This is a genomic window from Anaerococcus ihuae (assembly GCF_928368155.1).
In the GTDB taxonomy this organism is placed as follows: domain Bacteria; phylum Bacillota; class Clostridia; order Tissierellales; family Peptoniphilaceae; genus Anaerococcus; species Anaerococcus ihuae.
The window spans coordinates 109,263-132,796 of sequence record NZ_CAKMRU010000001.1; the positions used below are offsets into that span (position 1 = coordinate 109,263).

The window sequence follows — 23,534 nt, forward strand, 5'->3', positions numbered from 1 at the left end:
AAAAATGAAATTTAGACAAGAAGAAGATTCTCTAGGAATTGTAAATGTTCCGGCTGATCATTTTTGGGGAGCACAAACTGAAAGATCTTTAGAAAATTTTCCTCAAGAAGTTGAAAAAATGCCACATTCACAAATTATGGCAATAGCAAGTATAAAAAGAAGTGCTGCTATTGTAAATAATAAAGAAGGAAAATTAGACGATAAGAAAAAAGATTTGATTGTAGATGCTTGCGATAGAATTTTAAAAGGAGAATTTGACAATGAATTTCCGCTAACAGTTTGGCAAACTGGTTCTGGTACCCAAACAAATATGAATGTCAATGAAGTAGTAAGCCATATTGCAAATGAAAATGAAAAAATTATCCATCCAAACGACCATGTAAATATGAGCCAATCTTCAAATGATGTTTTTCCAACAGCAATGCATCTTTCAACTTACAAAAATTTGAATGAAAAATTATTGGAAGAATTGCCAAAAACAATTGATGCAATTAAAAAGTTGGAAGAAGAAAATAAAGAAATAATTAAAACAGGAAGAACTCACCTTCAAGATGCAACACCTGTAAAACTTTCTCAAGAAATTTCTGCTTGGAGAACTTGCCTTGAAAGAGATTTAAAAGTTTTAGAAGAAGTTAAAGAAGAATTGACCTACCTTGCTATAGGCGGTACTGCAGTTGGAACTGGAATAAATGCAAAAAAAGAATTTGGCGATGAAATGGCAAAAGAGCTTTCAGATTTTTATGGATTTGAATTTAAATCTGATGAAAATAAATTTTATCAATTGTCATCAAAATCAGCCCTTGTAAATGTTCACGGAACAATCAAGGCCCTTGCTACTGATCTTTATAAAATTGCAAATGATATTAGATTTTTATCATGCGGCCCAAGATGCGGAATAAGTGAACTTGCAATTCCTGCAAACGAACCAGGTTCTTCAATCATGCCAGGAAAAGTAAACCCAACCCAAGTTGAATCTATGACAATGGTTTGTATAAAAGTTATGGCAAATGATTTTGCAATTTCTATGGCAAATACTCAAGGACAATTGCAACTAAACGCCTACATGCCATTAATAATTCATTCAATGGACAATTCAATTACACTTTTATCTAAATCATTAAAATGTTTTAGAGAAAAATTATTGGAAGGCCTTGTAGCTAACAAAGAAAATATTGAAAAAAATCTTGAAAATTCATTAATGCTAGTAACAAGTCTTTCACCACATATTGGATATGATAAAGCAAGTAAAATTGCAAAATATGCTTTTAATAATAATCTAACATTAAAACAAGCTAGCCACGAACTAGGATATTTAGAAGATAGAGAATTTGACGAAATAGTAAAACCAGAAAAAATGGTTTAAGGAGAAAATAATGGAAAATCTAAAAGAAAAAGCACTTGAATTACACAAAGAAATCCAAGGAAAAATATCAACAGAATTAAAAACAAAATTAGAAAACAAAGATGATTTATCTCTTGTTTATTCACCAGGAGTTGCTGAACCTTGTAAAAAAATTCACGAAAATGAAGATGATGCTTATATTTACACAGGAAAAGCAAACACAATCGCAGTTATTTCAGATGGAACAGCTGTTTTGGGACTTGGAGATATTGGACCAAAGGCTGCACTTCCTGTTATGGAAGGAAAAGCTTGTTTGTTCAAAAAATTTGGTGGACTTAATGCAGTTCCACTTGTAATTGATACAACAGATACTGAAGAGATAATTAAATTTGTAAAACAAGTTGCACCAACATTTGGTGGAGTAAACCTTGAAGATATTTCTTCTCCAAGATGTATAGAAATTGAAACAAGATTAAAAGAAGAATTAGATATTCCAGTTTTCCACGACGACCAACATGGAACAGCAATAGTTACAATTGCGGCTTTAATAAATTCACTTAAATTAGTAAATAAAAAACCTGAAGATTGTAATGTAGTAATCTCAGGAGTTGGAGCTGCAGGATCATCAATTGTAAGAATGTTAAATGATTTTGGAATTAACGATATTTATGCTTTCAATTCTAGAGGAATTTTAAAAGAAGGCGAAGAATATTCAAAAGATTTATACAATAAGCTTGCTAAAGAAACAAATAAAGAAAATAAAGATTTGACATTGGAAGAAGCTATGGCAGATGCAGATATTTTCGTTGGAGTCTCTGTTCCAAATAAAGTAAGCAAAGAAATGGTAAAATCTATGAGACGTGATCCAATAGTTTTGGCTATGGCAAATCCAGATCCAGAAATTACCTATGAAGATGCAAAAGAAGCAGGAGCAAGAGTAGTTGGGACAGGAAGAAGTGATTATCCAAACCAAGTAAACAACGTCTTAGCTTTCCCAGGACTTTTCAAAGGAGCTTTGTCAGTTCATTCAACAAAAATAACAGAGAAAATGAAAGTTGCAGCTGCAGAAGCTATAGCAAGTTTAATTCCTGATGACAAAATTACTGAAGATTATGTAATTCCATCAGCTTTTGATTTAGGAGTTGCTGATGTTGTGGCAGAAGCTGTTGCAAAATGTGCAGTAGAAGAAGGGCTTGCTCAAAAATAAAAAATATTCAAATATTTTAAATGAAAATAAATTAAATTCTCCCTAAATTTTGGGGAGAATTTTTTTGTGAAAATTTATTTTTTTATTAAATTTTGATTTTAGAAAAATCAATTTGACAAATGTTTTCCTAAATGATAAATTAATATAAATAATATCTAAATAAAATTAGGTATGTAGTATGTGATTAATGATTATTTTAGTTAAATTCAAATTTTGAAACTATTTTGGTCATTAATTTTTTTGTTTTTGAAAGGAAATTTATGATTAGATCCTACCAATGTATTGATAATCCACAAAAGCCTATTGAAAAAGATATTTTGTTAGATCCAAACAAGATGGCAGCTTATGCACGTGGGGAAAAATTTATTTCCTTACCCCTTCTTCCTATGATTTCTGTGTGTTTGGGGGTTGAATTTGAAAACGGAATTAAAGCAGTGCCGATTTTTGAAAAAATTCAAGATGTTTATCTTAAGATGGATTATGAAAAAGATGAGTACAAAAATATGATTAAGGCCATAGATATTCTTGATGATAAAAAAATTGTAAAGAAATAAGAGGCCCTCTTGCTATTTTAGATAATCTTTTGGGAATAGATAAGGTAATGAGGGCTATGAGAAAAAATAGGGAAAATTTAAATTTTCTCTATGATGAATTTATTGAAATTTATCTTGATTATATTAAAAAAATGCTAGATAGGGGAATTACAATTTTTAGCTTTGCTGAAAGTATTTTGGATGTAAAATTATTTGGACCGAGGGAAGCCAGCAATTATGTCGATGATTTTTTGCTTAAATTTTTAAAAGAAATAAGAATTTTACAAAAAGAAATTCCCTTTACCTTTCATCTTTGTCCAAAGTCAAGCCTTATCCTTGTCGATTTAGAAAAGGGGGAATTTTTTCCTATTGAATATGAAAGTCCTAAAAAATATATAGATATTTTATATGAAAATAAGACAATCTTTGGAGATAGGTGTTTGAATTTGGCAGATAAAAAATTTAAAAGCGTAAATAAAATAATTTTAAAGGAGGAGTAAATGACAAGTCAAAAAGAATATCTTGATAAAATGGCACAAATGGTTGTTGAAATGGAAGATGAAGAAATCGGAGATTTATGCCGTGAATATTTAAATGAAGGCTATGATCCAGAGGAGGCTATTTTCAATGGTCTAATTAAGGGAATGAATGAGGTTGGAAGACTTTTTGAAGAGGAAGAATATTTTATTTCTGATTTATTAATTTGTTCAGATGCCATGTATAACGGAATTGATGTTTTGAAAGAAAATATTGAAAGCTATGGAGAAAATAATCTTGCGACAGCTGTTATTGGAGTTGTTGAGGGAGATACTCATGATATTGGGAAAAATCTCGTGAAATTGATGCTTGAAGTCAACGGTTTTAATATGATTGATTTGGGAAAGGATGTTCCTTGTGAAAACTTTGTTGATGAGGCCATAAAAAATAATGCACAATTTATTATGATGTCAACTCTTATGACTACAACTATGGAAAATATGAAAAAAGTTATTGATATTTTAAATGAAAGAAAAATTCGTGATCAATTTATTGTAATGGTTGGAGGCGGTCCAGTTTCTGAAAGCTTTGCTAAAGATATTGGGGCTGATGCCTACAGTGAAAATGCAAACGAGGCGGTAAAGGTAGCAAAAAGTTTAATTAAAAATCATGAAAATTGAAATTGAAAATTTGAATAAAATTATTGATTCAAAAGGAAAAAATATCCTAGAAAGTCTACTTGCAAATAATATAAAAATCGACAATTTTTGTAATGGCAAAGGGACTTGTGGCAAATGTAAAATTAAAATTTTAAAGGGAAGTCTTAATCCAATCACATCTTTAGAAAAATCCTTGTTAAGCGATGATGAGATAAATTCAGGGATTCGACTTGCTTGCCTAAGTTTTCCTAAAACTGACCTTAAAATAAAAACTATCAGCAATTTTCTAGATTTTAAAATTTTAGATTTTGGTGAAATTCCTGATTTTAAAATGAAATTTGAAGACGGTTTTGGCCTTTGTCTTGATATTGGGACTACAAGTCTTGCAATCTACTTGGTTGATTTATCAAATGGAAAAATTATAGATAAAAAATCCTCAATAAATTCTCAGGTCAAATATGGACTTGATGTCATGACAAGAATTAGTTTTGAATATGAAAATGAAAATGGTAAAAATTTACTCCAAGATGAAATCATAAAAAGTATCAATAATTTGATTGATGAGCTTGTAAATAAAAACGAAATTGAAAGAAGTCGAATTAAAAAACTTGTAATTGGGGCAAATACTACCATGCTTCATATGCTAGTTGGCGTTGACGCAAAATCTTTGGGGAAATTTCCCTATAAGGCAAAATTTTTAAATTCATTAATCCTAGACTCTAAAGATCTTGGTTTAAATATTTCAGCAAAAATACAAACCCTTCCAAATATTTCAGCCTTTGTTGGAAGTGATGTTGTGGCGGGAATATTTTTGACTGATTTAAAAAATCAAAAAAATACACTTTTTATTGATATTGGAACAAATGGAGAAATAGTTTTAAAAACAAAGGATAAACTCTATGCTACGTCAACTGCAGCAGGACCCGCCCTTGAGGGGATGAATATTTCTTGTGGAATGAGAGCAGAAAGCGGTGCAATTGACTCGGTAAAGATTCAAGATGAAAATATAAATTTTTCTACAATAGATAGTAAAAAGCCCGTAGGGATTTGTGGGAGTGGACTTTTAAGTTTAGTATCTCAAATCATTAAGAAAGATTTTGTAAATAAAAGAGGAAGGATTATAGATCCAGAAAAATTAAAAAAGGAGGATTACAGGAAAAAATATATAAAAGAAGATGAAAAGAGAAAAAGAATTATAATTCTTGATCCAAAGGAAAATATTTATATTAGTCAAAAAGATATTAGGCAGGTTCAACTTGCAAAAGGGGCAATTTTATCAGGTTTTTTAATTCTTCTTGAAAAAGAAAATATGAAAATTGAAGATTTAAATTCTGTAATAATAGCAGGTGGTTTTGGAAGTCATCTTAAAAAAGAAGATTTGACAGGAGTTGGCATCTTGCCAAAAAATGTAAAAGAGAAGATCAGATATGTTGGAAATTCTTCCCTAATTGGAGCCTATATGGCATTGATGAATGAAGATATTATTAAAGAAATGGAAGATTTATCCCAAAATATAACTTATCTGGACCTTGCAACAAGTAAAAATTATGAAAGAAAATTTGCGAAAGCAATGCAATTTTAAGGAGAAAAAAATGAAAAATTTGAAGAAATTATTAACAGTTCTTACCCTAACAACTTTAACCCTAACTTCATGTGCAAATAAAAATGAAGAAAAAAATTCTAACAATTCAAACCCATCAAATATTGTAAGTATTGAGTCTAGCGAAAAAGAAGAAAGTACAAATGTAAGTATTTTAATTAAAGATACAGTAAATGACAAAGAAATTTTAAAAGAAGACGGAAAAATTGATAAAGATGGTCTTCAAAAATACCTTGAAGAAAATCACAAGGCAAAATTTGAAGACGGAATGATGACAGAGCTTGAAGGAATAAAACAAGATAAGGAAAAAAGTCAATACTGGATGTATTATGTAAATGGAGAAATGGCTGAAGTTGGAATAGGCGATTACCTTCCAAAAGAAAATGACCAAATAGAATTTAGATTTGAACAAATGTAGATGGATACAAAAAAACTTACAAGACTTGCAAGTCTTTGTGCAATTTGTGTAATCACAAGGATATATTTGAAATTAATTCCAAATGTCCAAATCTTATCAGATATAATTTTAATACTTGCAATAAACGGAAAGCTTGACGAATCTTTGATTGTAAATGCGACTACTATGATCATAACAAGTTTTTTTCTAGGTTTTGGTTATTGGGTTATGTTTCAAGTTTTGGATTTTGGAATTTTGGGAATTTCAAATTATATGATATTTAACAAAATAAATATCAAAAAAACAAAAATGAATAAGGCCATAGCTCTTGGGCTTTCTGGTTTTATTTATGGATTTTTGATAACTTTGATGCAAGTTTTTTTGGTATCTGGAAATAAATTTACTTTTTTTGGACTTTATGCTGGCTCAATTCCTTTTGATATTAACCATATGGTTGGAAATATCGTAATTTATATTTTTCTTATCTTTAGGCTTGAAAAATATATTACTGGAGAAAAGCATTTTAAAAATTAAGGAGAGATAATGGATAAAATAAAACTTCAAAAAGAAATTTCAAATTATAAACCAGAGATGACTTCAGACGAAAGATTAAAAGCCTATTTTAAAGGAAAGCGAGTTGACCACTTGCCATTTAATCTCATGAGTCTTGATATGGCCTATGGAATGAATTTGGGATATTCATTAAAAGAAACAGACCAAATTGAAAATTTAATAAAAATTATTAAAAAAAGATGCCAAGAATACAAGGTGTATGGAATTTCTGAAGGTTTAAATCTTAGGTCAATGGGATATGCACTTGGTTCAAGTGGGATTTTTTCAGAAAATGATATAGACCATGTCGAAAAATATTTGTTAGAAGATGAAATTGATATGAATTTATTAGAAATGCCAGATCCTTATAAAAACAATTTTTTAAAAAGAAAAATCGATAATGCAAGAAGGCTCAAAGAAACTTTCCCAGACCATAAAATTTCTACTTTTGTAGCAGGCCCTATGACTGTTCTTTCAGCCCTTAGGCCAATCGAAAAACTTTTGAGGGATTTGAGAAAAAATCCCCAAGGAGTAAAAGAATTGCTGGACTTTGTTTTGGAAGCAAATATGAAATGGATTGAAGCTTTTAATAAAGAATTTGGAGATGTAGGAGTAATGATTGCAGACCCAGTTTCTTGTGATGATATTTTAAGTCCAAAACAAGTAAAGGAATTTTCATTTCCATATTTAAAAGAATTGACCGATAGGATCTATAAGGTAAATAATATCAAGGCAAATCTTCATATTTGCGGTCACACAAAAAGGCAATGGGAAAATCTTACAAATTTACAAATTGGATCATTTAGTGTTGATAATTGTCATGACCTTAGTGAATGTAAGGAAATAATTCAAGATAAATTATCCTTAATGGGAAATGTTCCGCCGGTTGATATAATGAGAAATGGTAGCGTGGATGATGTAATAAATTCTGTAAAATCTTGTATAAAAAAAGGTGCAGATAACAAAATGGGTTTTATTTGTGCAACTGGTTGTGCAACACCTGCAAATAGTCCAAAAGAAAATTTAGATGCCTTTGTCTATGCAGTTCAAAAATACGGAAAAGATGCAAAAATCGGAGAAATTCCACAAGCTGTGTGGGAAGATTAATGGGAGGATTTATGAACAAAGAAGAACTTAAAGAAGAGATGAAAAATTATAAAGCAGAAATCACTTCATCGCAAAGGATATCTAAATATTTGAGCGGCGAAAGAGTTGACCATATTCCATTTGCAATTATGAGTACAAATAGGATTATTGCAAATCATCTAAATTATACAATTAGTGATATGGAAGATGTGGATAAATTGTCAGATATTGTCCAATATAAATACGATAATTATAAAATTGTTGGCTTAACAGAAGAATTAAGTCTTAGGACTATGGGCCATGCTGTCGGTTCAAAATTAGTTTTTCCAGAAGATGACATTGATTATATAGAAGAATTTGTAATGGATGATATGCTTGATATGGATTTGATCGATTTGCCAGATCCCTTTACAAATGAAGTTTTGGCACCAAAATTAGAAAGAGCAAGAATTCAAAAAGAAAGATTTCCAAATATGGCAATAGAAACAGAAATTCCAGGTCCAATAACAACAGCCGCCGCCATAAGACCAATTGAAAAACTTTTGAGAGATTTGAGAAAAAATCCACAAGGAGTAAAAGAATTATTAGATTTTTGTTTTGAAGCAAATATGAGATGGGCGAAAGCTTTTAAAAAAGAATTTGGACCAACAAGTATCATGGTTGTAGACCCTGTAGGATGTGATGATATTTTAAGTCCAAAGCAAGTTAAAGAATTTTCCTTACCATATTTGAAAAAACAATTGAGTGCTTATTATGAATTAAATGGAATAAAAGCAAATTTACATATTTGCGGTCACACAAAAAAACAATGGAAATATTATAAAGATTTGGATATAGATTTTTTCTCTGTAGATAATTGTGAAGACTTAGAAGAATGTAAAAATGAAATAGAAGATAAATTGATTGTTGTAGGAAATATTCCTCCAGTAGAAGTGATGCGATATGGAACAATTGATGATGTAATAAAATCGGTAAAAACTTGCATAAAAAAAGCTGCTGACGCAAAATGTGGCTATATAGCAGCAACCGGTTGTGGTTCTCCAGTAAAAACTCCAATAGAAAATTTGGATGCCTTTATTTATGCGATAAATAAATATGGAAAAAATGCAAAATTAGGCGAAATGCCAGAAGCTATAAAAAATTAAAAAATTATAAAAAATGAGCCGAAAATTTTCAAAATAAAATTTTAGGCTCATTTATTTTTGTCTATCAAAAATATATAAAAAATTTATTTGAAAATTCGTTTTTAATTTTCAAATAAATCAAGATATTCTTCATATCCTTCTTCTTTTAATTTCTTTTTTGGTATAAATTTAAGGCTTGCACCATTTATACAATATCTAAGTCCTCCCATTTCTTTTGGACCGTCATTAAAAACATGACCTAGGTGGGAGTTTGCTTTTTTGGATTTTACTTCAGTTCTAACCATTCCGTGTGATAGGTCTTCGTTTTCTTTTATATTATCTGCTAGTGGTTTTGAAAAAGAAGGCCAACCACAACCAGAATCAAATTTATCTAAAGATGAAAATAAAACTTCTCCACTTATTATGTCCACATAAATTCCATCCTTATAAAAATCATTATAGATACTAGAAAAAGGTTTTTCTGTACAAGAATTTTGAGTAACTTCAAAAGATAATCTAGATAGGTTTTCAAGTCTATCTTTTTTTAATTTTTCATCCATAATATCCTCCTTACAAATATTTTACTAATTTATAATAATTTAGGCAATAGTTTTCTTGCTTTTAAAAAAATATGATTAGTGATACAATATTTTAAATAATAATGAAAAAAGGGGAAAATTATGGGAAAAAATATAATAGCAGATCATGCAAAATGGCCAAGACTTGAAGATGCCATTTTTAAAGTTAGTGGAGAATGTAAAAAAGCAATAGAAAAATTTGGAAAAGAAAAAGTTATAAATTCAACTCTTGGAACTTTAATTGACGATGATGGAAATATTATTGCCTTTGACAGCGTCTATGATACTTTAAAAAATATGGACAAAAAAGATATAGCAAGCTATGGGGCAATTGAGGGCGACAAAGATTATTTGGATTTGGTAATTGAAAAATGTTTTGGACCTTACAAACCAAGTGGATTTATAAAATCAGTAGCAACGGCAGGAGGAAGTGGAGCAGTTAGGCATACTTTTTGGAGCTTTTCAGAAGCTTGCGATTATGTAATTTGTCCAAATTGGTATTGGCCAGCTTATGCCACAATGTGTGAGGAATATAATAGGGAATTTTTAAATTATGAATTTTTGGATAAAAATTTTGAATTTAATTTAAAAGAATTTACAAAAGCCTTGGATTTTTCTTTAGAAAAAAGAGATAGGGCTCTTTGTGTATTTAATTCGCCTGCAAATAATCCAACAGGATTTACTATTGAAGATTCTATGTGGGATAAAATTTTAAAAATTATAAAAGAAAGGGCAGTTGAGGGAAAATTTATTACGATTTTACTTGATGTTGCCTATATAGAATTTGCAGGAGACGGAAGTCAAAAGAAATTTTTCCAAAAATTTGGAGATTTGCCAGAAAATATTATAACAACGGTAGCCTATTCTATGAGTAAATCTTACACAGCTTATGGACTAAGGTCAGGAGCTTGTATTATAATTTCATCAAATGAAAAAATTGCAAACGAGGCTTTCGATTCAATGAAACACTCAAATAGGGCAATTTGGTCAAATATAACCCACGCAGGAATGAATATTTTGGTAGATTTAGAAAAGGATGAAAAAAAGAAAAAATCCTACGAAAAAGAGCTAGAATTTTACAGAATAATGCTTGAAAAAAGAGCCAAAGCCTTCACAGAAAATGCGAAAAAAGTAGGACTTGTAACACTTCCATATTTTGGTGGATTTTTCATATCAATTCCTTGCAAAAATTCAAAGAAAGTTTCTGAGAAATTAAAAGAAAAAAATATGTATATAGTTGCAAACAAAGAAGGATTAAGATTTGCAGTATGTGCAGTAAGCGAAGAAAAATGCAAAATTTCACCAAAACTTATAAAAGATGCTATGGATGAGATAAATTAAAATATTGCCTTTCTAACAGGAAGGCTATTTTTTTAAGGAATGAAAGTGAAAAATATTTTTTGAAATACAAAAAGTATTGATTTTAATGTCTTATTTTGATAGTTATAGTTTTTTAGTGATTGCTTGATGTTTTATGTAAAAATTTTACCTATGCTTTAATACATAAAGATTTTTTAAAAAAATAAAAATACATCTTTAATTTTCAAAAAAACTATGGTATGATTATTTTACATTCATTTGGGGGAAATAATCATGGATTTTGTTTTTAAAATTAGAAAATTTTCAAATATGATTTTATCTATGAAAAAAATTGAAAGACTAAGATATGTCTTTGGATTTCTATGCCCAATTTTGTCTATGAATGGATTAATGTTTTATCAAGGGAAGCTAATTTTTTGTTAGCTTCCCTTTTCTTGTCTTTAATTTAGACTGAAAGCTTTATAATATGGAGGGATGAATGAGAGCTTTAATATCTGTTACTGATAAAAAGGATGTCGAAAAACTTGCTAAAGGCCTAAGTGATTTGGGAGTTGAAATTGTATCTACTGGTGGTACATACAAAAAAATCAAAGAAAGCGGAGTAGATGTAAAGGAAATTGAAGAGATAACAAATTTTCCAGAAATTTTGGACGGTAGGGTAAAAACTTTATCTCCTTATGTTCATGGTGGAATTCTTTATAAAAGAGATGACGAAAATCACAAAAAAACTGTGGAAGAAAATAATATCAAGGATATTGATATAGTTGTTGTAAATTTATATAAGTTTGAAGAGTCCTTGAAGAGTAATGATATTGACAATATTATTGAAAATATTGACATAGGTGGGCCAACTTTGATTAGATCTGCTGCAAAAAATCACAAGGACTGTATCGTTTTGACAGATCCAAAAGATTATGAAGAACTTTTGGAAAGATTAGAAAATAATCAAGTTGATTTAGATTATAGAAGATATTTGGCTATGAAGGCTTATTCTCTTACTGCTTATTATGACAGTGTAATCTCTAGATTTTTCAAAGATTTGACCAAAAAAGAAAGTGAATATAAAACTTACGGTCTTAGAAAAATTGAAGATTTAAGATACGGAGAAAATCCAAGCCAAAAGGCAAGTCTTTATGAAGATACTTATGCAAAGGGACTTTTGAAAGATATAGAAATTCTTCACGGAAAGGCAATGAGCTTTAATAATTATAATGACTTAAATGTTGCCCTAGAACTTGCCAAAGAACTTGGTGAAAATTCTTGTGTAGCTTTAAAACACCAATCTCCTTGTGGTGCTGCTATTGGAGAAAATGCCTTTGATGCTTACAAAAAAGCATACGAAGCTGATTCCTTATCAATTTTTGGTGGAATTGTTGCCTTAAATGGAGTAGTTGATGAAAAAACTGCAAGTATGATGAGTGAAATTTTCCTTGAAATTGTTGCAGCAAATGACTTTACAAAAGAAGCTTTGGAAATTCTATCTAAAAAGAAAAATATCCGTCTAATAAAAGTCGACCTTTCAAAAGATTTTGTAAAAGACGATGTAAAATATTTGGAAGGAAAAGTTTTAGTTCAAGATAGGGATACAAAAGAAGATGATTTTGAAGTGGTAACTGAAGTTAAACCAGAAAAAAAAGATATTGACGATTTAAAATTTGCTATGACTGTTGTAAAATATACCAAATCAAATGCAATTGTAATAGTTAAAGATGGAAAAACTTTGGGAGTTGGCTGTGGACAAACTTCAAGAATTTGGGCATTGGAATCAATCAAAAATAACCACCCAGATGTAGACTTTACTGATTCAATTATGTCATCAGATGCCTTTTTCCCATTTGACGATTGCGTAGAATTTGCCCACAAAATCGGGGTAAAATCAATAATCCAACCAGGTGGATCAATTAGAGATAAAGATTCTATTGAAAAATGCAATGAGTACAAAATGTCCATGGTATTTACCAACAACAGACACTTTAGACATTAAGGATATGATATGAAAAAGTCAGTTAAGAGAATTTATGTAAGAAAAAAAGATAGGTTCGATTACAAGTCCAAAGAAGTCAAAAAAGAAATTGAAAATCTTTTGAAAATAAAATTAGAAAAATTAAATATTTACAACAGATACGACCTTGAAATAAGCGATGAAAATTTGGATAAGGCAATTAATAATGTCTTATCTGAAAGAAATCTTGACTATGTTTATGCAAAGGATGAGGCAAAAAAACTTGAAAATTCTTTTGAATCTGCCCTTGCAGTTGAATATCTTCCAGGACAATTTGACCAAAGAAGAAAGGGAGTTCTTGATACCCTAGACTTAATTTTGGATGAAAAAACAGATTGTAAAACTGCAACTGTCTATGAATTTTCAAAATTAAGTGAAAATGACCTAAAAAAAATTGAAAATTATCTAGTAAATCCAGTTGATAGTCACAAAATTGATTTAAAAGAAATGCCAGAAAGTTTGGATACAAAAAGGGAAAAAAATCTTGAAAATGAAATTTATGATGGATTTATAAATTATTCAGATGAGGAAATTTCTAAATTTTTAAAAGCTCACGACCTTGCCATGGACGAAAATGATTTGAAAATGGTTAGGGATTATTTTAAAAAAGAAAATAGGAATCCAAACGAAACTGAAATAAAAATATTAGATACTTATTGGTCAGACCATTGTAGGCATACAACTTTTAATACCAGTCTTGATATTGATATAAAGGCAAAAACTGTTCTTGATGAGGCTATTAAAAATTCTTTTGAAAAATATTTAAAAATGAGAGATGAGCTTGAAATCAAAAAGCCAATAAATCTTATGAGTTTTGGGACGATTCTTTCAAAATATATGAGAAGTAAAAATGAATTTGATGATTTGGAAGTTTCAAGCGAAATTAATGCTTGCTCTGTTTATGTAAAAGTTAGGGTAGAAAAAGATGGCAAGGAAAATCTTGAAGATTATCTTTTGATGTTTAAAAATGAAACCCACAACCACCCTACAGAAATTGAGCCTTTTGGAGGAGCATCAACTTGTCTTGGTGGGGCAATTAGAGATCCACTTTCAGGCAGAAGCTATGTCTACCAAGCTATGAGAATTACAGGTGCTGGAAATATTTTGGAAGATGTCGGTAAGACAATGGAAGGAAAACTTGCCCAAAGAAAAATTTCAAAACTTGCTGCCAGGGGATATTCTTCCTACGGAAATCAAATTGGTCTTGCAACAGGATTTGTAAAAGAAATTTTCCACGAAGGCTACAAGGCAAAAAGAATGGAATGTGGGGCAGTTATAGCTGCAGCTCCAAAGGAAAATGTAAAAAGACTTACACCAAAAAAAGATGATATAGTTTTATTAATTGGCGGAAGAACTGGAAGAGATGGAATTGGTGGAGCAACAGGTTCATCAAAATCTCACAAATTAACTTCAATAATTACAGAATCTGCCCAAGTTCAAAAAGGAAACGCCCCAGAAGAAAGAAAACTTCAAAGACTATTTAGAAGAAGTGAAGTTTCAAAACTTATAAAAAAATGTAACGACTTTGGAGCTGGTGGAGTTTCAGTTGCAATTGGAGAACTTTATGATGGAATTGATATAGACCTTTCAAAAGTGAAATTAAAATATGAAGGCCTAAAGCCATCAGAAATTGCAATTTCAGAATCTCAAGAAAGAATGGCAGTTTTAATTGATAAAAATGATAGGGAAGAATTTGAAAAATATTGTAGGGAAGAAAATGTAGAAACAGCCCTAGTTGGGATAGTTACTGACACAAATAGGATGAGAATGTTCTATGAAGATAAAAAAATTGCAGATATTTCCTACGATTTTATAAACACAAATGGAGCAGACAGAAAGGCAAAAGTTAATTTTGTAAGCGAAGAAGTTCCAAAATATTTGAAAGATGTATCATCTGATCCAAAATATTTTTATGAGAAAATAAAAGACTTAAATGTTATTAGCCAAAGAAATCTAATAGAAATATTTGACTCAACCATTGGACAAAATACAGTTCTTCAACCACTTGGAGGAAAAAAACAAGTAAATCCTTCCCAAGCCATGGTTGGAAAAATTCCTGTAAATGAAGGAAAATCTAAAACCGTTTCAATAATGTCCTACGGTTTTGACCCATATTTATCAGAAAAAAGCCAATATTTGGGAGGATATTATGCAGTAATTGAATCAATTGCAAAACTTGTTTCTGTGGGAAGTGATTTGGAAAAAATAAGATTATCTTTCCAAGAATTTTACGAAAAAATGGACAATGAAAAATCTTGGTCCAAGCCATTAAAATCACTTTTGGGAGCCTTTGAAGTAACAAACTTTTTCAAAATGCCTCCAATTGGTGGAAAAGATTCAATGAGTGGAAGCTTTGAAGATTTGAATGTTCCACCAACTTTAATTTCTTTTGCAACAACAACTGAAGATATTGAAAATATAAAATCAAATGATTTAAAAGGAAAAGGAAAAATTGGTCTTCTTAGGGCAAAATATAATTCCGATATGACCCTTGATCTTGAACATTATAAAAATTTATTGGAAAAATTAATTGGTGCTATGAGAGATGGAAAAATTATTTCTACAATTGCTCTTGATAATAAGGGAATTTTAGCGAATATTTACGAACAAGCTTTGGGAAATTCTAATTTCACCCTAGATTTTGACAATTTATATACTCCAATGTTTGGATCTTTTGTGGTTGAATATATAGAAGATTTAGATTTTGTTGAAAAAATTGGTGAATTTTCAAAAGATTTAATTGTAAATGGTGAAAAATTAGACGGGGAAAAATTAGAAAAATCTTACTTAAATGAATTAAATCAAGTTTTTGCACCAAAAGAAGAAATTCCTTATAAAAAAATCGACCAAAAAGAGATGAAAGTATCTCTAAAATCAAAAAAACCAGTTGATAAGGTCAAGGTTTCAATTCTTGCCGTAACTGGTACAAATTGCGAATGGGATACAAAAAAAGCCTTTGAAAAATACGGGGCAGAAGTTGAGATAAATTTATTTAGAAATTTAGATAAGAAAGCTATAGAAGAGTCTATTGAAAATCTTTCAAAATCAATAAGAAATTCACAAATTTTTGCAATTCCTGGTGGTTTTTCTATGGCAGATGAGCCAGATGGTTCTGGTAAATTTTTGGCAAATATTATAAGAAATAAAAAAGTAAAAGAAGCCATAGAATATATGCTTGAAGAAAATGATGGATTAATAATTGGAATTTGTAATGGCTTCCAAACTTTAGTAAAAACTGGTCTTCTTCCTTATGGAAAAATTAAAGAAATCGAAGAAGATGATCCATCACTTACTTACAACACAAATGACAGGCACATTTCAACAATTGTTGATACAAAAGTTTTAAATAACCAAAGTCCATGGACAAAAGGTCTTGATTTGGATATAACTTACAAAATTCCAATTTCTCACGGCGAGGGCAGGTTTATAGTAAATGAAGAAAAATATAAAGACTTATTAGAAAATGGTCAAATTTTTTCTGTATATGAAATAAATCCAAACGGATCTGATTATAATATTGAAGGAATTTTATCCAAAGACGGAAAAATCTTGGGAAGAATGGGCCATGTTGAAAGACTGGATTCAGACTTATATAAAAATATTTACGATAAAAAAGAACAAAAAATATTTGAAAACGCAATAAATTATTTCAAAAAATAGGAGGTTTTATGCAAATAATAGGAGAAGGATTAACATTTGATGACCTACTTTTGGTTCCAGGTCCATCAGAAGTTCTACCAAACGAAGTTTCATTAAAGACAAATTTAACAAAAAAAATCAAATTAAATATTCCCTTAATGTCAGCGTCAATGGATACCGTAACAGAATCAAAAATGGCAATTGCTATGGCAAGACAAGGTGGAATTGGAATAATTCACAAAAATATGTCAATAGAAGAACAAGCAAAAGAAGTTGACAGGGTAAAAAGAAGTGAACATGGAGTAATAACCGATCCATTTTATCTAAAACCTGAAAATATTTTGAAAGAAGCTTTGGAAATAATGGCAAATTATAAAATAAGCGGTGTTCCAATTGTCGATGACCAAATGATTTTAAAGGGGATTTTGACCAATAGGGATGTAAGATTCCAAAATGACGAAAATGTAAAAATTGATGATATCATGACAAAGGAAGGTCTTATTGTTGGTCACGTTGGAATTTCTATGGAAGAAGCTGTTAAAAAAATGGAATCTGGAAAAGTTGAAAAACTTCCAATAGTTGACGATGATTTTAAATTAAAAGGCCTAATTACCATTAAAGATATAGAAAAATCAAAACAATATCCAGATTCAGCAAGAGATGATCACGACAGATTATTAGTAGGAGCTGCAGTAGGAATTACTCGCGATATGATGGATAGGATTGATGCTTTGGTTAGTGCAAAAGTTGATGTTGTAACAGTTGATACAGCTCACGGTCATTCAAAAGGAGTTATCACTGCAATTAAAAAAATCAAAGAAAAATATCCAGATCTTCAATTAATAGCAGGAAACGTTGCAACAGGAGAGGCCACAAAAGATTTGATAAAAGCTGGAGTTGATGCTGTAAAAGTAGGAATAGGACCAGGATCTATTTGTACAACAAGAGTTGTAACAGGAGTAGGTGTTCCACAAATTTCTGCAATAATTGATTGTGTAAAAGCTGCAAAAGAATATAATATTCCAATTATAGCTGACGGTGGTATAAAATATTCTGGAGATATTACAAAAGCCCTTGCTTGTGGAGCAAGTGTAATAATGGCAGGATCCTTATTTGCAGGAACAGAAGAATCCCCAGGAGAAACAATAGTATTTGAAGGAAAACAATACAAAGAATACAGGGGCATGGGCTCACTTTCTGCTATGAAATCAGGATCAAGCGATAGATATTTCCAAAATGATACCAAAAAATTTGTCCCAGAAGGAGTAGAGGGAAGAGTTGCCCTAAAAGGATATGTAGGAGATGTAATCTACCAACTTCTTGGCGGACTTCGCTCAGGTATGGGTTACGTTGGAGCAGGAAATTTAAAAGAATTAGAAGAAAAATCAAAATTTGTAAAAATATCCCCAGCAACCCTCGTAGAAAACCACCCACACGATATCCAAATAACAAGAGAGTCACCAAACTATACAAAAAAATAATAAGTAAAAGATTGGCTTTTGTCCAATCTTTTATTTTCTAAAAAATTGGGGTAAGAATATAATAAGAAAAAATTTAGGGGGATATATGTCAGATCTTACAAAAATAATTATTGATTATTATAAAGGAAAAAATCTATCAATTGAGGAAATTGCAGAAGAGCTAGATAAGGCAAAGATTGAAGTTGTTGAAAATTTTTTGGACAACAAATTATATGTTAAAAAGAGAAATGGAAAAATTGAATTATTTGATATAGAAAAAATATCAAGATCCATAAAAAATGCAGCAAGAGATGGGGAAATAGAACTTAACACTTCTGATGTATCCATTTTAAAAAATGATCTAGAAAAAATAGTAGAAAAAAATCATCAAAGAATTCTTCCTACATCTAAAATTAAAGAATATGTAGAAAATATTTTGGAAGAAGACGGATATAAAAAAGTGTTAGAAAAATACAAAACTTATATTAAAAAGAAATAAAATGAGCCGACAAGGCTCATTTTAAATTTCTATTAAATTATTATTTCAACTAATTTCATAGCAATTGGCATTATTATTACAGCAGTTATTCCAGCAATAGCAATAGAAAGACCGCTCATTGCTCCTTGAATTTCTCCCATAAGTCTTGCCTGGCTTGTTCCTACGGCATGGGATGATGTCCCTATGGCAACTCCTTGGGCAACAGGATCTTTTATTCTAAATATTTTCATTACGATAGGGGCAAAAACTGCTCCGCTTACTCCTCTAATTACAACTACAATTGCAGTAAGTCCAATTATTCCTTGGTATTCTCCGGAAAGAGAAATAGCTATTGCTGTTGTTATTGATTGTGGAATTAAACTTGCAACTAAATTTTTATCAATTTGGAATATTTTTGATAAAAATATGGCAAGCACAAATGAAAATATTGTTCCAAATCCAACTCCAACAAGTATTGGCAAAATATTTTTCTTTAGTGTGTCAAGATTTGCATATAAGTCTAAAACCATTGCAACTGTTGCAGGTCCTATAAAAAATGCTATAAAATCTCCACCTTTTTTGTAATATTCGTAGTCGATTCCTGTAATGGATAAAAATCCTATAATCAAAAGTATAGCAATAAGAAGTGGATTTGCTATAGGAGTTTTTAATTTTTTATTTATCCATTTCCCAATTTCGTAGGCAGCAAAGGATAAAACTATGCCGAAATATTGATTATCAAGCATCTTTCCTCCTTTGTAAAAATTGCACTACAAGTCCTGTAAGAGCCATTGAAATTATTGTTCCAATTATAACTAAAATGATTATTTGGAAAATTTTTCCTTTTATGACATCAACATTAGCAAGTATTCCTACTCCTGCTGGTACAAAAAGAAAAGCTAAATTTTTTAAAATACCATCAGAAGTTTCTTTTATATCTTCACTTTTGAGTATGTTAAATTGTAGGGCGATAAAAAGATAAATCATTCCATAAACAGGTTCTGGTATAGGATAATTTATAATACTTCTTGTAATAGCTCCTAAAAATAAACAAACACAAAGGATTACAAATTCTTTTAGGTAATTCATAATCAAATCCTTTAAATTTACTCACCTAATAAGGCAATAACTTTATCTGGATTTAAAATCATATTTGGGTCAAAGGCTTTTTTGATTCCTCTCATTATCTCGATATTTACATCTCCTTCAAAATTCTTTAAGTATTTTTTCTTTCCATGACCAATTCCATGTTCACCAGAAATTTTTCCACCTAAATCATATGCTTTTTTGTAAATTACATCCATGAATTTGTCGACTTCTTCTTTAAATTGATCAAGCTTATCTTCTTCGTTTGATAGGGTATAGATGTGTAAGTTTCCATCACCAGCATGGCCGAAAGATTTTACATCAAACATGTAAGATTCACTTTCCTTGTTAACAAAGTTTATATATTCAGCAATTTTTGTAACTGGAACAACCACATCACATTCATCCAAAAGTTTATTTTGAGTTTCAATTGCTTCAAGGAAAGAACTTCTTGCAGCCCAAGCATCTTTGATTGCATTTGGAGTATCAGCAACCAAAACATCAATAGCTCCGTTATCAACCAAAACTTCAGCAGCTTGCTCAAGAGTATTGTCGATTAAATCCTCATCATCTCCATCAAAAGTAATTAATAAATAAGCTCCAACATCAATTCCTTCCATAGTTTTTGGGAAAGTTTCCTTGCCTATATATTTTTCGCTTGCAATAACAATATCTCTTTCCATAAATTCTATAGCTTGAGGATTTAAATTATTTTGGAATAATTTTGGAACAGTAGAAATACAATCATCCAAATCTTCAAAAGGCACAATTAAAGAAACAGTATGTTTAGGATTTGGGACTATTTTTAAAGTAAGCTCAGTTATAATTCCAAGAGTACCTTCACTTCCAACCATCAAATCTTTTAAAGAATAACCTGTAGAAGATTTAGAAACAATAGATCCAAAAGTTGTAATTTCTCCATTTGGCAAAACAACTTCCATTTTTCTTACATAATCACGAGTTGTTCCATATTTAACTGCACGCATTCCACCAGCATTTAGTGAAACATTTCCACCAAGTGTAGCATTTTTTTCACCTGGATCAGGTGGATATAAATATCCTTTATCAAGGCAGGCTTGAGCTAAAGTACTTAACAAAACTCCAGATTCAACACGAACAACCATGTTGTCTTCGTCAAATTCTAAAATTTTGTTCATAGATTGCATATTAATCATTACACCATTTTTAATAGCAACGCCAGCACCAGTCAAACCACTACCAGCACCTCTTGCTATTACAGGAATTTTATTTTCATTACATATTTTCATAATATTTGCTACATCTTCTTTACAAGTAGCATCAACCAAAAGATCTGGAATGCCTTGTCCATATATTGGCATTTCATCGTGGAAAAAATCTTCATTTATTTCTTCTCCCACATAAACTTTTCCATTGACAGATGATTTGATTTTTTCAATAATTTCATCGTTAATTTTGTTGTAACACATTTTTCCCTCCTAAATTTAAATAGTAATTAATATGTATAATTAACTTGCCACATTAGTTGTCTATTTAAGTATAACATTATTTTAACAATCGGAAAAGCTTTCCCATAAATAATTAAAATATAAACAATATTTATTTTCTCATATAAAAATATGTAATATATATATGTTTAAATTTTCCTAAAATTAAATTATAAATAAATATCAAATAAATAGAGTAATTAAAGATGAATGAAGATTTTTAATATATTGATAAAGATTTGACAGATTGACAGGTTATGATATTATTATAGTGTAGGTAAAGATATTTTGGGAAATCTTTTTTCTTTAATATTGTTATAAATAAATTAAATCAAAATTGCATTTTCAATCTAGATTTTTTATTTACCAAGAAAAGATTTTCAAAATATTTAAGGACTTAAAGCTTAAAAGCTTGATAAATAATTAGCTAAGAGGCTTGACAAGTCTAAGTCCCATTGTTAATATAATAACATAGGCAATCAAAAGTGTTTCTAGATATTATTTTTAACGATAAAAATAATAAATATGGAAAATTATTTAGGAGAAAATATGTATAAATTATCAGAAGATTATGAAGAAATGAGAGAAATGTTTCATGATTTTGCAGAAGGCGAAGTTAAACCTTTAGCTCAAAAAGTTGACGAAGAACACATGTTCCCAGAAGAAACAGTTGCAAAAATGCAAGAATTAGGTTTCTTTGGTATACCATTTGATGAAGAATTTGGCGGACAAGGTGCTGACACACTTACATATGTACTTGCAGTTGAAGAAATTTCAAAATATTGTGCATCAACAGGTGTAGTTTTATCAGCTCACACATCTTTATGTGCAGATTGTATAAACAAATTTGCTAATGATGAACAAAAGAAAAAATATCTAACACCACTTGCAAGCGGAGAAAAATTAGGAGCTTTCGCTCTAACAGAACCAAATGCTGGAACTGATGCTTCAGGTCAACAAACAGTTGCAAAACTTGATGGTGATGAATATGTACTTAATGGTACAAAAATATTTATTACAAATGGTGGATACGCTGAAACATATATTGTATTTGCTATGACAGATAAATCTAAAGGAAATCATGGTATTTCTGCATTTATAGTTGAAAAAGGAACAAAAGGATTTGATTTTGGTACTCTTGAAAACAAAATGGGAATCAATGGTTCATCAACTATGGAATTAATCTTCCAAGATTGTAGAATACCTAAAGAAAATTTACTTGGTGAAGAAGGTAAAGGATTTAAGATTGCTATGGCTACTCTTGATGGAGGAAGAATAGGAATCGCAGCTCAAGCTCTTGGTATTGCAGAAGGTGCTTTAGAAAAAGCTATTCAATATTCTAAAGAAAGAGAACAATTTGGACGTCCTTTAGCAAAATTCCAAAATACTCAATTTAAATTAGCTGAAATGGCTATAGAAATAGAAGCAGCAAGACACTTAGTTTATAAGGCAGCTAGCCTAAAAGATGCTGGTGAAAATTATTCAGTAGCAGCAGCTATGGCAAAATTAAAAGCTTCAAGAACAGCATCATATGTAGCAAGTAGAGCAGTTCAAATTCTTGGTGGATATGGATATATCAAAGAATATGATGTTGAAAGAATGATGAGAGATGCAAAAATTACAGAAATTTATGAAGGTACTTCAGAAGTAATGTTAATGGTTGTATCAGGAGCCTTATTAAGATAAGTTATAGTAAAAATTTAGGAGGAATAAATGAATATATTTGTATGTGCAAAGCAAGTTCCAGATACTAATGAAATTAAAATAGACCCTGAAACTAATACTCTTATTAGAAAGGGAGTTCCTAGTATCTTAAATACTTATGATGCTTTTGCCCTTGAACAAGCTTTAAGAATAAAAGATAAAGATCCAGAAAATGTAAAAATTACAGTAATTTCAATGGGACCACCTCAAGCTGAATCAATGCTTAGAGATACTTTAGCAGTAGGAGCTGACAAGGCATACTTGGTTACTGATAGAAAATTTGGTGGTTCTGATACACTAGCAACAAGCTATATTATTTCAGAAGCTATAAAAGAAGTTGCTAAAAAAGAAGGCGATTATGACATGATTTTCTGTGGTCTTCAAGCAATTGATGGAGATACAGCTCAAGTAGGTCCAGAAATCGCTGAACACTTAGACCTTCCACAAGTAACTTATGCTTATACAGCAGAATTAAATGATGAAGGAATCAAAGTTCTTAAAGAAGTTGAAGGTGGAGCATTAAATATTCAAGCTAAACTTCCAGCACTTGTAACATTTACAAAATATGGTGATGAAGAATTAAGATATCCTAAAATCAAAAATAAAATGAAAGCTAAAAAAGCTACAATTGAACAAATTACTTTTGAAGAACTAAAAGAAAATATTGACGAAACAGCAATAGGACTTAAAGGTTCACCAACAAGAGTTAAAAAATCTTATACACCTGAACATAAGAAATCTGGAGAAATCTACAACGATGAAGATGCTAGCGTTTCTGTAGATAAGTTAATAAATGCTCTTTCTGATGAGAAACTTATTTAGGA

At 30.3% G+C, this 23,534-nt stretch carries 21 protein-coding genes; 17 read left to right on the forward strand and 4 right to left on the reverse strand.

Going from position 1 to position 23,534, the window contains the following annotated elements; genetic code table 11:
- Positions 1–4 precede the first annotated feature (4 nt).
- The 10 genes from L6653_RS00490 to L6653_RS00535 all read left to right on the forward strand — a co-directional run bounded on the left by L6653_RS00490 (position 5) and on the right by L6653_RS00535 (position 8,998).
- Positions 5–1,363, forward strand: a complete 1,359-nt coding sequence (locus tag L6653_RS00490; protein WP_236784863.1) for a class II fumarate hydratase — start codon at positions 5–7, stop codon at positions 1,361–1,363.
- A gap of 10 nt (positions 1,364–1,373) precedes the next feature.
- The gene (locus L6653_RS00495; RefSeq protein WP_236784864.1) at positions 1,374–2,549 is read left to right on the forward strand and encodes an NAD(P)-dependent malic enzyme; all 1,176 of its coding nucleotides are present in this window, start codon (positions 1,374–1,376) and stop codon (positions 2,547–2,549) included.
- A 260-nt stretch (positions 2,550–2,809) separates the two neighbouring features.
- The gene (locus L6653_RS00500; protein WP_236784866.1) at positions 2,810–3,103 is read left to right on the forward strand and encodes a hypothetical protein; all 294 of its coding nucleotides are present in this window, start codon (positions 2,810–2,812) and stop codon (positions 3,101–3,103) included.
- Positions 3,104–3,159: 56 nt separating this feature from the next.
- Entirely contained in the window at positions 3,160–3,582 is a 423-nt protein-coding gene (locus L6653_RS00505; RefSeq protein WP_236784868.1) for a hypothetical protein, read from the forward strand.
- Positions 3,583–4,239 carry a corrinoid protein gene (locus tag L6653_RS00510; RefSeq protein WP_236784870.1) on the forward strand — a complete coding sequence of 219 codons (657 nt, stop codon included), beginning with the start codon at positions 3,583–3,585 and terminating at the stop codon, positions 4,237–4,239. It abuts the gene before it with no gap.
- Complete coding sequence (locus tag L6653_RS00515; RefSeq protein ID WP_236784872.1) at positions 4,229–5,800, forward strand: ASKHA domain-containing protein; 1,572 nt, start codon at positions 4,229–4,231, stop codon at positions 5,798–5,800. Before L6653_RS00510 ends, L6653_RS00515 begins: the two co-directional genes overlap by 11 nt.
- Before the next feature lie 10 nt (positions 5,801–5,810).
- Complete coding sequence (locus L6653_RS00520) at positions 5,811–6,236, forward strand: DUF4430 domain-containing protein (RefSeq protein ID WP_236784873.1); 426 nt, start codon at positions 5,811–5,813, stop codon at positions 6,234–6,236.
- Positions 6,237–6,749 carry a hypothetical protein gene (locus tag L6653_RS00525; protein ID WP_236784875.1) on the forward strand — a complete coding sequence of 171 codons (513 nt, stop codon included), beginning with the start codon at positions 6,237–6,239 and terminating at the stop codon, positions 6,747–6,749.
- A gap of 9 nt (positions 6,750–6,758) precedes the next feature.
- Positions 6,759–7,874 (forward strand): uroporphyrinogen decarboxylase family protein, encoded by a 1,116-nt coding sequence (locus L6653_RS00530; RefSeq protein WP_236784877.1) that lies wholly within the window; start codon positions 6,759–6,761, stop codon positions 7,872–7,874.
- 11 nt (positions 7,875–7,885) lie between these two features.
- Entirely contained in the window at positions 7,886–8,998 is a 1,113-nt protein-coding gene (locus tag L6653_RS00535) for a uroporphyrinogen decarboxylase family protein (RefSeq protein ID WP_236784879.1), read from the forward strand.
- A 101-nt stretch (positions 8,999–9,099) separates the two neighbouring features.
- Here the strand turns inward: L6653_RS00535 and msrB are convergent, their stop codons facing one another.
- Positions 9,100–9,537, reverse strand: a complete 438-nt coding sequence (msrB, locus tag L6653_RS00540; RefSeq protein WP_058990818.1) for a peptide-methionine (R)-S-oxide reductase MsrB — start codon at positions 9,535–9,537, stop codon at positions 9,100–9,102.
- Positions 9,538–9,657: 120 nt separating this feature from the next.
- On the opposite strand from msrB, the gene L6653_RS00545 reads away from it, so the two are divergent.
- From L6653_RS00545 to L6653_RS00565, 5 genes are all read left to right on the forward strand, one after another.
- Positions 9,658–10,896, forward strand: a complete 1,239-nt coding sequence (locus L6653_RS00545) for an aminotransferase class I/II-fold pyridoxal phosphate-dependent enzyme (RefSeq protein WP_236784881.1) — start codon at positions 9,658–9,660, stop codon at positions 10,894–10,896.
- Positions 10,897–11,353: 457 nt separating this feature from the next.
- The gene (gene purH, locus L6653_RS00550; RefSeq protein WP_236784883.1) at positions 11,354–12,859 is read left to right on the forward strand and encodes a bifunctional phosphoribosylaminoimidazolecarboxamide formyltransferase/IMP cyclohydrolase; all 1,506 of its coding nucleotides are present in this window, start codon (positions 11,354–11,356) and stop codon (positions 12,857–12,859) included.
- A 9-nt stretch (positions 12,860–12,868) separates the two neighbouring features.
- Complete coding sequence (locus tag L6653_RS00555) at positions 12,869–16,537, forward strand: phosphoribosylformylglycinamidine synthase (protein ID WP_236784885.1); 3,669 nt, start codon at positions 12,869–12,871, stop codon at positions 16,535–16,537.
- A gap of 8 nt (positions 16,538–16,545) precedes the next feature.
- A complete protein-coding gene (gene guaB, locus L6653_RS00560; RefSeq protein WP_236784887.1) occupies positions 16,546–17,997 on the forward strand; it encodes an IMP dehydrogenase in 1,452 nt (483 codons plus the stop codon).
- 85 nt (positions 17,998–18,082) lie between these two features.
- On the forward strand, positions 18,083–18,475 hold the full coding sequence (locus L6653_RS00565; RefSeq protein ID WP_236784889.1) for an ATP cone domain-containing protein: 393 nt from the start codon (positions 18,083–18,085) through the stop codon (positions 18,473–18,475).
- A gap of 32 nt (positions 18,476–18,507) precedes the next feature.
- Here the strand turns inward: L6653_RS00565 and L6653_RS00570 are convergent, their stop codons facing one another.
- From L6653_RS00570 to L6653_RS00580, 3 genes are read right to left on the reverse strand one after another with little or no spacing between them, the layout of a single operon-like run.
- A complete protein-coding gene (locus tag L6653_RS00570; RefSeq protein WP_236784891.1) occupies positions 18,508–19,200 on the reverse strand; it encodes an LrgB family protein in 693 nt (230 codons plus the stop codon).
- On the reverse strand, positions 19,193–19,543 hold the full coding sequence (locus tag L6653_RS00575; protein ID WP_004838185.1) for a CidA/LrgA family protein: 351 nt from the start codon (positions 19,541–19,543) through the stop codon (positions 19,193–19,195). The genes L6653_RS00570 and L6653_RS00575 overlap by 8 nt, the downstream gene beginning before the upstream one ends.
- A gap of 17 nt (positions 19,544–19,560) precedes the next feature.
- The gene (locus tag L6653_RS00580) at positions 19,561–20,988 is read right to left on the reverse strand and encodes a D-lactate dehydrogenase (protein WP_236784893.1); all 1,428 of its coding nucleotides are present in this window, start codon (positions 20,986–20,988) and stop codon (positions 19,561–19,563) included.
- 567 nt (positions 20,989–21,555) lie between these two features.
- On the opposite strand from L6653_RS00580, the gene L6653_RS00585 reads away from it, so the two are divergent.
- Positions 21,556–22,692 (forward strand): acyl-CoA dehydrogenase, encoded by a 1,137-nt coding sequence (locus L6653_RS00585; protein ID WP_236784895.1) that lies wholly within the window; start codon positions 21,556–21,558, stop codon positions 22,690–22,692.
- Positions 22,693–22,719: 27 nt separating this feature from the next.
- Entirely contained in the window at positions 22,720–23,532 is an 813-nt protein-coding gene (locus L6653_RS00590; RefSeq protein WP_058990801.1) for an electron transfer flavoprotein subunit beta/FixA family protein, read from the forward strand.
- The last annotated feature ends 2 nt before the right edge of the window (positions 23,533–23,534 follow it).

Coding starts and splice junctions, on each gene's coding strand:
- L6653_RS00495 (WP_236784864.1), top strand. CDS start 1,374: ATGGAAAATCTAAAAGAAAAAGCACTTGAATTACACAAAGAAATCCAA.
- L6653_RS00555 (WP_236784885.1), top strand. CDS start 12,869: ATGAAAAAGTCAGTTAAGAGAATTTATGTAAGAAAAAAAGATAGGTTC.
- L6653_RS00505 (WP_236784868.1), top strand. CDS start 3,160: ATGAGAAAAAATAGGGAAAATTTAAATTTTCTCTATGATGAATTTATT.
- L6653_RS00510 (WP_236784870.1), top strand. CDS start 3,583: ATGACAAGTCAAAAAGAATATCTTGATAAAATGGCACAAATGGTTGTT.
- L6653_RS00525 (WP_236784875.1), top strand. CDS start 6,237: ATGGATACAAAAAAACTTACAAGACTTGCAAGTCTTTGTGCAATTTGT.
- L6653_RS00590 (WP_058990801.1), top strand. CDS start 22,720: ATGAATATATTTGTATGTGCAAAGCAAGTTCCAGATACTAATGAAATT.
- L6653_RS00545 (WP_236784881.1), top strand. CDS start 9,658: ATGGGAAAAAATATAATAGCAGATCATGCAAAATGGCCAAGACTTGAA.
- L6653_RS00570 (WP_236784891.1), bottom strand. CDS start 19,200: ATGCTTGATAATCAATATTTCGGCATAGTTTTATCCTTTGCTGCCTAC.
- L6653_RS00575 (WP_004838185.1), bottom strand. CDS start 19,543: ATGAATTACCTAAAAGAATTTGTAATCCTTTGTGTTTGTTTATTTTTA.
- L6653_RS00580 (WP_236784893.1), bottom strand. CDS start 20,988: ATGTGTTACAACAAAATTAACGATGAAATTATTGAAAAAATCAAATCA.
- L6653_RS00535 (WP_236784879.1), top strand. CDS start 7,886: ATGAACAAAGAAGAACTTAAAGAAGAGATGAAAAATTATAAAGCAGAA.
- purH (WP_236784883.1), top strand. CDS start 11,354: ATGAGAGCTTTAATATCTGTTACTGATAAAAAGGATGTCGAAAAACTT.
- msrB (WP_058990818.1), bottom strand. CDS start 9,537: ATGGATGAAAAATTAAAAAAAGATAGACTTGAAAACCTATCTAGATTA.
- L6653_RS00500 (WP_236784866.1), top strand. CDS start 2,810: ATGATTAGATCCTACCAATGTATTGATAATCCACAAAAGCCTATTGAA.
- L6653_RS00530 (WP_236784877.1), top strand. CDS start 6,759: ATGGATAAAATAAAACTTCAAAAAGAAATTTCAAATTATAAACCAGAG.
- L6653_RS00515 (WP_236784872.1), top strand. CDS start 4,229: ATGAAAATTGAAATTGAAAATTTGAATAAAATTATTGATTCAAAAGGA.
- L6653_RS00585 (WP_236784895.1), top strand. CDS start 21,556: ATGTATAAATTATCAGAAGATTATGAAGAAATGAGAGAAATGTTTCAT.
- guaB (WP_236784887.1), top strand. CDS start 16,546: ATGCAAATAATAGGAGAAGGATTAACATTTGATGACCTACTTTTGGTT.
- L6653_RS00520 (WP_236784873.1), top strand. CDS start 5,811: ATGAAAAATTTGAAGAAATTATTAACAGTTCTTACCCTAACAACTTTA.
- L6653_RS00565 (WP_236784889.1), top strand. CDS start 18,083: ATGTCAGATCTTACAAAAATAATTATTGATTATTATAAAGGAAAAAAT.
- L6653_RS00490 (WP_236784863.1), top strand. CDS start 5: ATGAAATTTAGACAAGAAGAAGATTCTCTAGGAATTGTAAATGTTCCG.